General features: G+C 38.5%; 15 protein-coding genes and 1 pseudogene. 5 read left to right on the forward strand and 11 right to left on the reverse strand.

All coding sequences use genetic code 11. From position 1 onward, the window contains the following. The first annotated feature begins 77 nt into the window (after positions 1-77). Both SB847_RS05930 and SB847_RS05935 read left to right on the forward strand, forming a co-directional pair. A complete protein-coding gene (locus SB847_RS05930; RefSeq protein WP_003153557.1) occupies positions 78-341 on the forward strand; it encodes a hypothetical protein in 264 nt (87 codons plus the stop codon). A 391-nt stretch (positions 342-732) separates the two neighbouring features. Next, positions 733-876 (forward strand): annotated as a pseudogene (locus SB847_RS05935) (DUF421 domain-containing protein); the annotation flags it as partial. A 248-nt stretch (positions 877-1124) separates the two neighbouring features. Here SB847_RS05935 and SB847_RS05940 read toward each other — a convergent pair. Next, positions 1125-1691, reverse strand: a complete 567-nt coding sequence (locus SB847_RS05940; protein ID WP_265971485.1) for a cysteine hydrolase family protein — start codon at positions 1689-1691, stop codon at positions 1125-1127. Positions 1692-2006: 315 nt separating this feature from the next. On the opposite strand from SB847_RS05940, the gene SB847_RS05945 reads away from it, so the two are divergent. Beyond that, positions 2007-2264 (forward strand): hypothetical protein, encoded by a 258-nt coding sequence (locus SB847_RS05945; protein WP_410561702.1) that lies wholly within the window; start codon positions 2007-2009, stop codon positions 2262-2264. A 444-nt stretch (positions 2265-2708) separates the two neighbouring features. Here SB847_RS05945 and SB847_RS05950 read toward each other — a convergent pair whose 3' ends face one another. Both SB847_RS05950 and SB847_RS05955 read right to left on the reverse strand, forming a co-directional pair. Beyond that, complete coding sequence (locus SB847_RS05950; RefSeq protein ID WP_032863647.1) at positions 2709-2939, reverse strand: MerR family transcriptional regulator; 231 nt, start codon at positions 2937-2939, stop codon at positions 2709-2711. A gap of 248 nt (positions 2940-3187) precedes the next feature. Beyond that, positions 3188-3331 (reverse strand): hypothetical protein, encoded by a 144-nt coding sequence (locus SB847_RS05955; protein ID WP_162918044.1) that lies wholly within the window; start codon positions 3329-3331, stop codon positions 3188-3190. Positions 3332-3510: 179 nt separating this feature from the next. On the opposite strand from SB847_RS05955, the gene SB847_RS05960 reads away from it, so the two are divergent. Continuing rightward, the gene (locus SB847_RS05960) at positions 3511-4203 is read left to right on the forward strand and encodes a hypothetical protein (protein ID WP_014418178.1); all 693 of its coding nucleotides are present in this window, start codon (positions 3511-3513) and stop codon (positions 4201-4203) included. A gap of 92 nt (positions 4204-4295) precedes the next feature. On the opposite strand, the gene SB847_RS05965 is transcribed toward SB847_RS05960, so the two are convergent. After that, the gene (locus tag SB847_RS05965) at positions 4296-5786 is read right to left on the reverse strand and encodes a glycosyltransferase (protein ID WP_335433438.1); all 1491 of its coding nucleotides are present in this window, start codon (positions 5784-5786) and stop codon (positions 4296-4298) included. Between the two features lie 180 nt (positions 5787-5966). Between SB847_RS05965 and SB847_RS05970 the strand changes: the two genes are divergently transcribed. Next, entirely contained in the window at positions 5967-6905 is a 939-nt protein-coding gene (locus SB847_RS05970) for a DUF6414 family protein (protein WP_101311979.1), read from the forward strand. On the opposite strand, the gene SB847_RS05975 is transcribed toward SB847_RS05970, so the two are convergent. From SB847_RS05975 to SB847_RS06005, 7 genes are all read right to left on the reverse strand, one after another. Then, a complete protein-coding gene (locus SB847_RS05975) occupies positions 6893-7087 on the reverse strand; it encodes a hypothetical protein (RefSeq protein ID WP_335433440.1) in 195 nt (64 codons plus the stop codon). The genes SB847_RS05970 and SB847_RS05975 overlap by 13 nt on opposite strands. Before the next feature lie 95 nt (positions 7088-7182). Next, complete coding sequence (locus SB847_RS05980; RefSeq protein ID WP_335433441.1) at positions 7183-8340, reverse strand: peptidoglycan-binding protein; 1158 nt, start codon at positions 8338-8340, stop codon at positions 7183-7185. A 45-nt stretch (positions 8341-8385) separates the two neighbouring features. After that, positions 8386-8808 (reverse strand): phage holin family protein, encoded by a 423-nt coding sequence (locus SB847_RS05985; RefSeq protein WP_040221739.1) that lies wholly within the window; start codon positions 8806-8808, stop codon positions 8386-8388. Between the two features lie 49 nt (positions 8809-8857). Then, a complete protein-coding gene (locus SB847_RS05990; RefSeq protein WP_156240392.1) occupies positions 8858-9043 on the reverse strand; it encodes an XkdX family protein in 186 nt (61 codons plus the stop codon). Then, positions 9043-9405 carry a hypothetical protein gene (locus SB847_RS05995; RefSeq protein ID WP_156240393.1) on the reverse strand — a complete coding sequence of 121 codons (363 nt, stop codon included), beginning with the start codon at positions 9403-9405 and terminating at the stop codon, positions 9043-9045. Before SB847_RS05995 ends, SB847_RS05990 begins: the two co-directional genes overlap by 1 nt. Further along, a complete protein-coding gene (locus SB847_RS06000) occupies positions 9402-11225 on the reverse strand; it encodes a BppU family phage baseplate upper protein (RefSeq protein WP_335433443.1) in 1824 nt (607 codons plus the stop codon). Before SB847_RS06000 ends, SB847_RS05995 begins: the two co-directional genes overlap by 4 nt. Before the next feature lie 14 nt (positions 11226-11239). Continuing rightward, complete coding sequence (locus tag SB847_RS06005; RefSeq protein ID WP_335433445.1) at positions 11240-13804, reverse strand: peptidase G2 autoproteolytic cleavage domain-containing protein; 2565 nt, start codon at positions 13802-13804, stop codon at positions 11240-11242. Positions 13805-13828: the final 24 nt, after the last annotated feature.

Raw genomic sequence — 13828 nt, forward strand, 5'->3', positions numbered from 1 at the left:
AACAAAGATAAGCATGTACTTATTTAACATAATATGTAATAATACAATTGTATTAAAAAAGAAAAGGAGTGTTTACAATGAAAATGAAAAAAGCTTTAGCCGGATCAGCCCTATCACTCGCTTTACTCTGTTCTGCCGCCCCTGCTTTTGCCGCAGGTCCTGCTGATACACCTTCTGCAGAAAGCAAAACGAAGGAAGTATCTGCTTTGGCGACGTTCATACTTAATGGTTATGGCCCTGATTACCCTACTTCAATTTACCGGAATGGAATCACCTATTATTTAGACAACATCACCTTCCATGGTGCTGATGGCACTTGGACAGCCGTCTACAAAAGCTGATTTTTCATGACGGCGGAATGATTGTTCTAAGTAACAACTAAAAATAATCCGTATGTTACCGTGCCGATAAGAGAATAAATGATTGCTAACATGTTACTTTTTTCAACCAGACATTATTTTTCTCAATTCTATATTAAAGAAGTGTCAAAATTAAAAACTATTGACATGTTCTGTATTAAAGAAACTAAGGGTTAAGAACTTGTGCAGCAGATCATTTTGTTCCATGTTTGTTTTCCAGAAAAGAAGTTCCAAATATCTATTTTGACGGTGTCAATAATTGTTTTATCATGGAACGGAATCTGGTATGGGAATGATGAGCGCTGTTACGAATATGAAGGGGGCTCTGTCCCCTTTTTCTAGTTTCACTGACCTTAATAATTGATCCGATATATATGCCACTTTAGAAACTAATGGACAATTAGGCTACGAATTAAAAGAGGACTGTAAGCCTTTAACCATCAAAGATCTTAAAAATGTGATCGATCCAAAATGTCTTAACAAAGAGACCCAGCAAAAGCCAAAAAATCTTGAATAATTCGCTGATTAGTAAAGCCTTTTGTTATTCAAAACCGATGCCGAATCAGACCGTTAACCGCGCCATCATTTTTTACCGAAACCGGTTGACAAGAAACAAAAAAAGCATCTGAAGCAGATGCCTTTTCAGTCGATATTGCGACGATGAAAAGAGTCGGCAACCCCCGTATTTCCGACGAGGTCCTTGTATGCGCCTGAATATGCTTTTCAGCCGCCTATATCCACCGCCGCCCTTAGCCATAATGTTAGTCAGTTTGTTTTTATAAAATCATTGATTAATTGATCAGTCGTTAATATTGTGGCAAATTCATCATGCAATGTTGCCAGAGATATAGTGTGAATAGTCTCTGCATCATAATATGTATCATTTTGGTCTCTCATTCCGAAGGCTGCTGTTGCATCTGAAATCAGGTATGTATCAAATCCTAAATTACCGCTCATCCTTGTGGTTGTTGAAACACAGTGCGGCGTAGTCAAGCCAGTGATTACGACAGTTGTTATATCATTTGCTTTTAAAAGCTCTTCTAGATTAGTCCCAATAAAGCTGCTGTTTACTTTCTTGGTTATAATGACTTCTTTATCCATAGGTTTAACGATTTCCTTTATAGCAACCCCCTCATTTTTTGGATAAAATAAAGAACCAGGTTTATCAGAAGTATGTTGTATGTATATGACTGTCCATCCTTTTTCTCTCCATAATTTCAGTATTTTGCTGATATTTTCTTCCGCCTTTACGTTATTTCGTTCTCCCCACTTTTTATCATCAAAGGCTTTTTGTACATCCACAATGATTAAAGCTTTTTTCTTTTCTGCCATCAGATAACCTCCTATATTAAATTTCGTATTTATAACATTTTAAATAAAGTTTTTACTTTTGTACAATTGATTAAATTACTATCACATCTTCCCCGTTGGAAAAGTATTGAAATATCTAAAGTTCACCAGAGGCCAGCAATATTCAACTCTTTTTCTCTATATACTTATCAATATCCTGACATAAGCCCCAACAGTGAATGAAAGGATTGCCCCTAACTAAATTCACGCTCACAAAACATTAACAAAAAAACCCTTGGTTATTTTTGGATTGCATTTAATAATACAAGTGTATCAAAAAACAAAGGAGTGTTTAAAATGAAATTGAAAAAAGTTTTAACTGGTTCTGCCTTGTCTCTCGCTTTACTCGTTTCCGCTGCCCCTGCTTTTGCATCTAGCCCTGGTAATACAAATATCGACTCAACTCAAACAAAAATTTCGACACAAGCGACCAAAGATTCTTTTACAATGGATTACCTTCATAGATGGGATATTCCAAATACAACTGTTAAGAATGGTGTTACATATTACCTTAAGAAAGTCTATCGCGCAACTTTTGAAGGATGGATTAATTAAAAGAAGGGGCTTTCCCTTCTTTTACTCTCTTTTGTAAGAATTTGTGCACAAGATACTCGTTCACGTACATATAGTCCGGGACGGTTTTTCGGCGAAATAAGGCGGATGCCGCATCACTCAATTTTGTTTCTTTTCAAACAATGAAACTGATAAAAAAAGAGGATGCCTCACAATCGGAAGCATCCTCGATCTGGATAAAATAAGATGTTATTTTAAAGAAAACGGATAACTAACCCTCTTGAACCCTTGTTACATCAAGGATTTTTTTCGTTTTAGGAATCATATTATAAATAAGTTGTTCACTTACCGTACACTTTCATAACGTGTTATTTCCCTTTAACTTCAAGCTTTTGAGCACTTTCTAAGCAGAAACAAATTCACGCATTTTCATCCTTGAATGTGATTTTTGTTATTTTTGTGTTATTTTTTTTGAAATATAAATCATTAATCATCATACGGCCGATACTTCTTCCGACCAGCTTCCAGTTCTTTTTTTTGTGCCTCAACATGGCTCAGAAGAAATAAACTCACTGTTCCTACTTTCTTAACCGGATTCAATTTCCCAGAACTCACAAGAGCGCTTAAACGCTGTCTCGTGACACCGAGCAATTCTCCGGTTTCCGCTGCAGTCAGTACTTCTTTTTGAATGAACTGTATCTTTTCATTTTCTGTCATGTCTGTTCTCTCTCCAAATCAGAATAAAACCTTTTAGTATGGTGACGATCGCAGCCATATATAAGATGACAACTGCAATCTTCCCCAATGTTCCAGCTGTTTCAAAATCAATTGCAACAATACCCACTAATATAATAAACAACGTCGTCATATCTAATGTATTGTAGTGCTTTAAATATTTTTTCATATCATCGTGGACGTGATATAATGTAGGAGCAAGGGGATTACTCCCCTTGTCTTACTATGTTTTAGCGCTTCTTGCTTGTCCGGCGGGAGCGCTTTTTTCTGTTCTTCTCTCGCTTCTCGCTTTCCTTCTGCCAAATATCATAAATATTTTTGACAATGGTTACGATTCCAGCGATGATAAGAACTATGTTTCTGATCTCGTCCACTTTAGCACCTCCTTTCGATACTTTTATTATACCAAACCTATTTACGACAGTCAATAGGTTTACGTGAATTAATCTCCATTATTAAAAATTTTTTATTCATATCTTCGCAAAATAAAACTATGGATAAACATCCTTCATTCCATTAAAATGGAATCATCGTCTAAATTTAGGGGGATATTATGGGTATATTTCTAAGTTTTATAGGGGTTTTTTTGTTTATTGGGTTTATAGCAGGCTTGGTTTTATTTTTCATCAAACGAACAAGAAAACTTGGTAAGTTAACAGCCCCACTTTGTTTTGTGGCATCTATATTCTTTTTCTATTTGGGAGGACAGTTTTCAGATACAAGTTCTAGAAATAGAGACACAGGAACAGAATTAGGTGATAATACGAACATTACATCTTTAGATGAAGAAAAAAATGAAATTTCTTCTAAAGACAAGGAAGTATCTGTGTCAGATGATGATTCTACTGTAGTTCATGAATTAAATTGGTCAGAAAAGCAAAATGATACAACGTTTAAAATCGATCGTATTGGAATCGTTAAAGACGAAATGGAATCCGGTGCTGAGGGAACTATAGCTGTTCACTTTGTCATTGACAATGGAAGCAAAAAAGATATCTCAACTTTCCCGAACCAAGGTACCCTCCTTACCAATACTAAAGAACAGATAGATGCCAGTTTATCACTCAGTGAAGATATTGGTGGAGAAATTATGTCTGGAGCAAAAAAAGAAGGGTATGTGCTTTATCCAATAAAAAAATTGAAGGATCCCAATGAAATCAAATCAGTCAGAATAAAATGGGATTTTTGGCCGGATAAAGATGTAACTACAAATGTAAAGGATTTTGATATTAATTTAACTTGGTGAGGAATCGTAATGTAATCAGTTATAATGGTCATCTACATAAGAATAAAGTTGAATTATTAAGAAGCCCCTTTCAAAATGAAAGAGGCTTCTTTTTATTCGTTTAACAAGGCAAACCATGCTTTCTGATAAACTTTTTGGCCAAACCCTTTAAATATAGACTTCGTGCTCTTAGACAAACGCTTTCTTGTTTTTTCTTCAGACATGATTTTTATTACCCTGTCTGCCAATTCATTTTGGGTTTTAACAAGATAACCATTTTTCTCGTTCTGTATCATATCTTTAGGGCCGTATTTAATATCATATGACGTTACCGGTGTACCTGCGGCTAAGCTTTCAAGAATGGTTAGTCCAAATCCTTCAGATTTTGAAGTGAGTATTGAACAAGCTGCTTTTTGATAAACCTCAATTTTGTTGTCTGTAAACCCTTTTAATTCAATATTTTTCGTTAAGTTTAATTTTTCAATTAGTTCTTGAAAGTATGTTTCATGCTCACCCACACCATAAATTTCGTATTTCGCATCTGGAATAACATCAACTACTTTTTTGAATGCCTTTATAGCTTCCTCTAGACCCTTTTCTTTATGATAGCGGGACAAAGTTACCGCTAGGTGCGGATGAACCTTAGAATTATCCTTCTCAGTGTCGGGTTTACTTATTCCATGTGGAATAACGCGATAATTCAACCGCTCTCCAAACTCGTTTGAAAAGTCATTTTTTTGTTCCTCAGTCAAAAACACAATCTGATCAAATTTATCAGGGTTCTTGAATAAAGCATTATATTGTTGACTTAATTCAAAATCACCCTTCTCATTTAAATCGTAATGATTAGTGTGCAACACAACAACTTTTCTAACATCAGATAATCTTTTATCCAATAATAAACTGAAATTTTTAGGGTTGTCAGACATGATGATTGGTGATTCAATCTCTTTTGTTCGATTAGCTATCCAATATGCCGCCAGGTCTTCTAGGTTCTTAAATTCTAAAGGCTCGGGATAGAAAAGATTGCAGCGGAATATCTCTTCATCTTTAGGCTTTAACCATGTTGTGAGATAACATTTCCCATCCTTTCCGAAATAACGATCTAACTTTGGTTTGTTGCTGAACAAATCCATTTGGCGTTCACGTACTAAATAACCATCCTCGTTATATTCTTCTCTGCGAAGCCTGTGTCTAGCTTCATTCATGTAATCAATATATGCAAGCCGTCCGTTGTTATCGAACTTTTTGTACTTTACATACAGACCATCTTTGAAGTAACGAAAAGCATTGTTTGCTTTAAAAACGATGAAGCCTTCTTCTTCTTTATTCGGATTCCCTTTTATACGATGATCTTCTTTACTGTTCTTAGAAGGATCTAGATCATTGAATAAATTATAAACCTTCACTCTTTCATCGAGTTCATTGGCATTATAAAGATTTTGAATGATACTTTTATGATTCTTTTGAAAAAGAATGGTTAGAAATTGAGTTTCTTTATACTCTGAAACGAGTGTATTCGCTCTATGTATTGTTGCTTTGGTCATACCGCCTCTTTTTGCATTTAAGGAATTAAACAAAAAAACAGGACTAACGAGAGACATATTTTATCCCCTTTTCATATTTTTTCACTAGATTATATTACTATAAATGAAATTTTAATGAAATAGTCATATAAAAAGAGAATAATACTTTTTATTTCAATTAATTCACAAGAGAAAAATAATTTTTACCATTCTATAAAATTCCATGGTATAATTATCCTCATCAAAAGGGGGATTATAATGAAAGAAATACTATACTTAGATACTGAGCTAATGAACTCAAATTTAGCACAACTTGATCAAGGGCTTACTACAGACATTTCACATCATAGTGATTCTCAAAAAACTGAAAGTGATGGTTCTAATTATTCAAATCGTAAAAATGCCGAACTCGGCGCTAGACTAGGCATCGTTTCATTAAATGTGAATGGAAAATTAGGTGCTGATGCACAAGAAGGCTTTCATGAAGGGCGGTCTTTTTTAGAAGGAGAAAAAGACATTCTTAATAAATCTTTTCACGATTATTCTTTATCATTATTAATGGATAAGTTGACTGAGGAGGGCTTACTGAAAGAAACAGATTCTGATTTAAAAGAGGGCGACTTTTTTATAATTGAATCTGAATTGAGATTAAATGATTTTTCACTAATTAAGAGGTTTTGCAATCCCGAAAAAACAGAAAATCTATTATTAGCAGAAATCGCTGATTCTCCAATGACATATAAAGATGCAAAGAAACTCACAAATAAAACTAACCCCAATGCTAAAGATCGTGAGTTAATGGGTATAGCTGAAACAATTGTAACTATACATGATTCCGTTAAACCAACACTGTTGATATTAAAACAACTACACGCATTTAGTGATTATTTATCTGATATATTCGATGATCATTCATTTATTAAAGTAGGGAATAATGCAGGGGTAATTAAAAATTCCAGTTTACGGGAATCTACAACTTCCCTTTCGTTAAGATCAGAAAACAATAGGAAAGTTAAATTACTTGGACGCTTCACTTCAAAGAAACAAAGGGTGTTTAATGGTTTTAATCTTGAAGAATTAAAACCAGATGAATTCTATAAAATGCCAAATTTATTCCTTGATGTTGCATTAGGATCAATGCAACTTATTAACGAAGGCGATAACATTGTTAGTCCAATCGCCATTTATTTTGAATAATTATTAAATAAATCTCTTCTTTTTTTTCTTATTTTATCGAACTCTTCAAATTTGTTGTCTAAATTATTACTTCGAGCTTCCATACGTACCCTATTATTTTTTTGTGTTTTATCGAACTGGTCATTTAAATGATTAATCTGATCAACTGCTTGTTTTATTATGTTACGACCAAATTTGAACATTTTTTTCACCTCAGTTTTAAAATATCATATCATAAACCATTTTATGCATACAAAATTATAATGTGAAAAAGCTCCTTTCATTCAGGAGCTTTTTTTCATTTCAATAAGGCTTTAAGTTTCGCCTTTGTATCTGGTCCGTAAATGCCGTCTTGACGAAGCCCATACATTGACTGGAAACGTTTCACTGCATTCGCCGTCTTCGGTCCATACGCACCATCAATACCAAAATTTTTTGCGTTTTTATCCGGATAATAATGAAGAGTCGCTAACGCAGTCTGGATCTGTTTTACAGATTCCCCTCGGGTTAACGGGTTTGTGACTTTAAAAATACCCGCAGGCAGGCTGAATTTTGATTTTTGAGTGGTTTTAGGCTTTGAGGCTGTTACTTTCTTCTTGCCGCCGCTTTTCAGCTCATTATCGCTTTTGATATAGGAGACATTCACATATCCGTGGAATGTCTGGCCTTTTGAATTGGTGTATTCAACATATCCCCATCCGTTGACAGTTGATCCAAGCTGATATTTTACAACCGTGCCATTCGGCAGGTTAAGCACCATGGAAGAAGAGGCGCTCCGTTGTGTACGTAAAACAAGGCCATCGCTTGAAACCACCGTGTTTTTGATAAATCTTCCTGTGTCTGTATGGGTAACATCTGGATTTGATACAGGCACCGTTACAACCACACCACCCATTCGCTTTTTAACACGGGTTTTAAAATCGGCAAACCCCTGCGAGTTGCTTACCCATGGCGCCGGGCAGATTTTATGTGTAATGTCGTAATGTCGCACAATGTCATTGATTGGATCAAGTTTATACATTTTGCACAGCTCGGCACAAACTTGTTCTGCGCGGGCAATGGTATCAGGATGGAAAGTTCCGTCCTTTTCGATGCAAAGCTCCACGCCTGCAGACAAGAAATTCGCATTCGGCTTCAGCGCCGCGACACCACGGTATGGCTGCCCGTTGACGAATTGCTGAACGTCATTCGCATGATAGGCCACCTCATTCAACGGAATGATGCAAATAGCCTCTGTACGATCGACAAAGATATGTGCCGATGCAAACGTCTGTTTTTTCTCAGACAGATTTCTGTTCTGTACGGGGAGCGTTTGACCAAAGTATCTATAATGATTGGCAGCAGGCGCGCCGGGGTTTGCCGTGTAATGCACCACCAGTTTCTTCACGCCGTTGTTTTTGATTCCCGGCCGCGTCCATTTGTTAATATCAATATATTGGTTTCTGTATGCTGACATAAAAATCTCTCCTATTCTGTTTTTGAATACAAAAAAGCAGCCGGATTAACCAGCCGCCTGATCGTCTTTTTCTTTTGTCTGATCGTTGTCGCTTTCAATTACGTGTAGCCGGTCAGTGATGACGGCCGGGATTTTAACGCCGATCTGCGCCAAATTCTCCGTAATGGACAGTCCTTCGTTTGCGATGTAAAAAAGAACGGTTCCAAAGGTCAGGACGCCGTTCAAATTTGTTATCGTGTCAATAATGTTGGCGACGATGACCACCATAAAACTGAGCATCTTCCGCACATATCCAAACCATGCACTGCGGCTCCGGAGCTGCTTCATTTTCCATGCTTTTATAATGCCTGTGATAACATCCAAGATGCTTAGGATCAAAAGTAAATCAAGGTATTTCACCTCCCCGAATAGATATGTTCTTGCGATCTGTAAGCTTTCAAAGTTCAACATCACTTGTATTCCCTCCATTGTTAATCACCTCCTTCGAGGCAAAATAAAAACACCTCTAGGGTGTTTATCAGCTCCCTGTCCCGCCCACATCCACACTGATTGGCTGTTCTATAGCGGGATAAGTTAAACCAGTGATTTGTTTATATTGCTCTTCAGTAATTCTGTTCAATTCAACAAAACGGGCGACATTCGCGTTTGTATAATAATTCCGGCCCCAACCATAAATGGTCTTGATATTTGTAAACCAATCCATTATGCTTTTCCTCCCTCTGCCAACATAAGAAGCAAGTCAGCCAATATTCTTGACTGTTCCTCGGCTGCGCTTTGAGTTTCTGCCAACTGCTCCATAATGACAGCATTCTGCTGTTTTAAAATATCAACAGCCGTTGGCCCCTGAACATTTTTTGCGTGCTCTAATATAGAATTCTTTTCTTCTCGTGTAGCCGATTCTATCCATACCTGTTTGCTAGGATCGAATTTCGCCTTAAAAAATGAAGGTGGTTGAATTAGCGTGCAATTTTCAGGAATAATATAATTTCCTTGCTCATCTACTTCGCTAATAATAGAAGGTCCGATAAAAATAAAATCTTCTCCATACTTGTATGCTTGAATCATGTTGCAGTTCCTCCTGTTTGTAGCGGCACAGATACATCTATATAAAAACCATCTAATCTATTTGAATCAAGTGGCGTTGGATATTTAATCTTTAAGTCACCATCATCGTATACAATCAAATTTGCCGTTCCCCCTGTTCCGCTTAGAGCAACCGAAACGACAGCCCCTCCTATCGGCGTGTACTCAACTGGTATTGACCCAAAAATAATTTCTGCATCTACCCTTACGTGACCTCGTAATAACAACAAAGAACCCGATTTTGCATATATTGGCGTGCGTGTCCCCACGGTAGCACCGTTTTTCAGCGTAATATTTTGCCACACAGGATTTTCAAAATCATTATTTGTAATAATCCGTTTCCACCCTTTAAAAACGCCGTCAGTATGAACCGTGGTATGCCACAAAGTGTTATCATGGCTACGCCAAGCTATGATGGACTTTCTCCCGGAATCGCCTTCGATAACATCATAGTTGAACCAAGAACTATCATTTACAACAGGATTGTTTTTAACTGATGTGCCATTCGCATAATAATAACCTGAACTTAACGCTAGAACGTCTGTCTCATTTACTAATTGTGTTCGTTTTCCGTCATCCTTTGTCAACTTCGTCATCTGGCCGCCATTCCATTTGTCTTTTTCAGTTTTTGTTACGTGAATGTCCGTTTTATCGGCATGAATATCGACTTTTGACTGCGCGCCTTCCACTGACTCAAACTCACGCCATGACGTCCAAGAATCCGAGCCTGAGATTTTATTACGCATAAACTTTCGGCGGCCTGACGACGTTGAATCGCTGCTGCTATAGGACGTATATTCCTGATATGCATACGTTCCGTAGTTGTGGACGAATAGATACCCGTTATTATTCACGGGCGCATTTAATGCTGTCGTGACACTGCTCATATAGTATAAGCCTGTATCCGTTACCGTATTGAAATCAGCACCGCTTAGATACTTCGCCAGCCCATTATCTTCCGTTAATTTAAAGAGCTGTCCTGCATTCCATTTATCCTTTTCAATTTTTGATGTATGTCTTTCTCCGTTGTTATCGTGTTGTCGAAAAGCATAGTAATCAGCCTGTTTGATATTATCGACTTTATCAAGTCCAACTTGTGCCGCAGTAACCTTGTGCGGATTTGAAGTGTCAGAGGTGTGTTTGTCAAAATCCTCTTTCCTTGCTTGCACGTCATTTGTTACGGCAGATAGCCCTATCTGCGCTTTTGTTACTCCATGTGGGTTACTTTTATCCTTTGAATGCTTATCAAGATTCACCTGAACAGCGTCAGCCTTTTCTTGCGAGCCCTTTTTCGTTTCAACAGCTTCGAGATCGGCAAATTTCTCCCGTAATTCCTCAACGGTTTGACTGATTTCTTCAATGGTTTGGTTTACCCCGTCTCTCAGCGTTTCAAAGTCGTCAATGTAGTAGTCAGCTGTCGGAACGATGTTCTGATCTTCTAACGTTTTAGCGATAGAAAAGGTGAAAAATGAAGTTACCAGGGATTGTCCGTTTGTATAATATAGTTTGATTTCGGCCTTAACGGTTCCGTAATGCTTCAGTTCCTCATCAGACAAAATGTATTCAGCTGTACCATTGACTTTGTCTATAAGCGTAAGACTCTTTTTATAAAATGATCCGTCAGCATATAGCAGAACGATTTTTGCATCCAATGCTGACAAAGGCAACGGTACGCCATCCTTCACAAAAGAAAAGGACAGCTTGGCGCTGCCCGTATCTTGCGTCATAAATTGTATGTTAGTGGTTCGGCCGTTTGACCGTCCGGCATTAATATCGAATGACACGCTCCCCGTTTTATACATCTTTGATTCCTCCCTTAATGCTGCGGCGTAACTAGCATCTGCGCTACCCCGTAACCTTTTTTCACATCGAACGGAATTTTGATTTTCATAACAGTTCCGTATCCGGCGCTTTCCGCCTTTGTTGCAACACCATGGATGGCAGAAACACTATCGCCGACTGTTACTGTTTCGTCGATCCTAACGAAGACTTGACCGATCAAACCGATTACATGCCACTCGTCCCTTTCCTCTCTTGGTTTGTATTCCGCTTCAGGCTTATAATTCGGATTTTCAACAGGGATCTGAAGAATTTCATTTCCATCATTCACCTCACGATAAACCAGTCCGCCAAATTCATCGCGGAGATAACGATCATTCCAATAAAACGATGCTCCACCGAGCACAACGCCGGCTGTTTTTGAAACAACGCCAAGAATCTTGTCCCCTACATGAGCTTTACGAATCTTATCGCCTTCTAACGCAACAAGATAAGATGCCTCAATCTTTGAGCCGTCGGCAGATTCAAAATACTCCGCTAAGTCCTTTAAATTAGACACACTTTCAATAGCGCCTGTAGCTCGAACAGTCCCATTTTTAGCATTAAGTTCAATCTTTTTATTCGCTTCTGATGCGCTGCCATCACCGTGCCCCATCGCAAGGGAATAAGATTTACTATTCTTTGTAGCCTTTGAAAACATAACACCCGAAGAAGCTCCGTCTCCGGTCGTATGCGAATCGTACGAAAACATTACACCATTTCGTGATCCTTCTGTAGATGCTCCACCTGCGTTACCAGCAATCAGATTTCGCTCACCCTTTGCAATTGTTGATCCGGTATTTGCAATGATAGCACTGTAATTCGTAAGTGGATGCCCGGAAGATGTTGCTGCGCGGAAACCACCTTTGACGTTATTAGGAACGACAGAGTGCTTTTGGTCACCTAATACTGCCGCGTTTCTATAGCCATAAGCCCTTACTGCAAGGATGTTCGTTTGAGTATTCGGCGATGTAATGCCAGCTATACCATTCGAACCGTGCAGTAAACCATTAACTAAATTTACATTGTATACGCCGCCTCCTATTCCGATCCCATTAGGTGCTGATTCATGGCTTACAAAATCGGAAATGAAGACATCATCTGTTCGTTGATCGCCGCCAACAATCCGAATGTCATATTCAGCAGTTTTAAATCCAGTTACTTGAAGATTGGTAACGTTTATCTTTCGACTTTTATATTGAAATGCAATAACTGAATCTCCTTTATAGTCGTATGTCGGATCCCCAATCGCTGTAAAACCAATGATTTTCACTCTCTGATATGCCGAAACAACTAGCGCCTTTGGAGCTAGTCCTTCATAAAGCGAATTGAACCTTGGTTCTCTTGACGTGCAGTCTACTAACGTCACATCACGTGCAGTCTCACTCCACGGATCCGTCGCTAAATGATGCCCAATGTGTCGCAAATCAAATGATCGGACGTCCCGAAAGGATTCATGACCTCGAATATGGACGTTACAAGGTGCCGGCCATTCTGCATGGGCCTTAACTTCTACCCCGCGGACGTTACCTTCAGTATAGTTATCAATCACCCATATATGCTTAGAACCATCATCTACTTCAATACCGTTTGAATTGGCCCCGCCTTTACGATGTGCCTTCCCGGTAGGGTTTGTCATAACATTATGTGTAATGAAAACGTATTCGCTGTAGTGTGTGGTAATGCCATCGTCACCATAACCAGAGCCAACACAGCGGTCAATCCAAATATACTTACTGCCAGTTGCGGTATAATTTTTAGCAGTTATATCATATGTCGGTGCAGTTATATCGAAGCAATGCAACCCCGGATTAATACCCTCAATTTCACGGATAATGCCGAACTTGACTTGCGCAAATGTCAAGCAGCTTGAATGTATCCCGCCAGTCGCTCCTACACCGCCTTGACGTTCCGGATTCCAATCAAGAGACATACCTTCAACAACAATATTCCGGTTGCCTAACGTATGATCAGCATTTGTAACAACCCACTCGCTGGCCGGTGTATCTTCATGGAGCTTAAGTGTAGTGACACCCATACCTTGACCAATCATATATGTCCAAGACGGAAGTTTGACTCCTTTAACAACATATGTGCCGGCTGATAGCATGAGGCGAACCTTACCAGTGCCAATTGCCCTTTTAAACGCTTCTGAACTATCGGTTTCTCCTGTTGGATCAGCACCGAAGTCATCTACATTGACGGTTCGTTTAATCTTTTGGAGAAGCTTGTTATACTCTTTATCCAGCCGCTCCTTGAGCAATGGAGTTATATTTCCTTCAGCATCAACCCGCGCATCCACAACTTCTTTTACATTTGTTCCATCAGCATTTAAAATCAGGTTGCGTATCCGGTTATATAGACCATCGATATATGAGCGTAAAGAAAAGCCGCCGTGGTCAATTTGCTCCGACGAGTGGGCTTTATTGCTCTTTTTATGGCTGTTTATCTCGTTTTCAAGACTATTCAATCCGTTTTCAACGGTCTCAGCATCTGCTCTTTGTTCAGCAATATACCTTGCGTTTCTAGTGGTGTCATAATCCTTGATTAACTTGAATCCCAATGTGTCACTCTCCTTTCAAGACAA

This window comes from Bacillus sp. SIMBA_026 (assembly GCF_046535335.1).
In the GTDB taxonomy this organism is placed as follows: Bacteria; Bacillota; Bacilli; order Bacillales; family Bacillaceae; genus Bacillus; species Bacillus velezensis.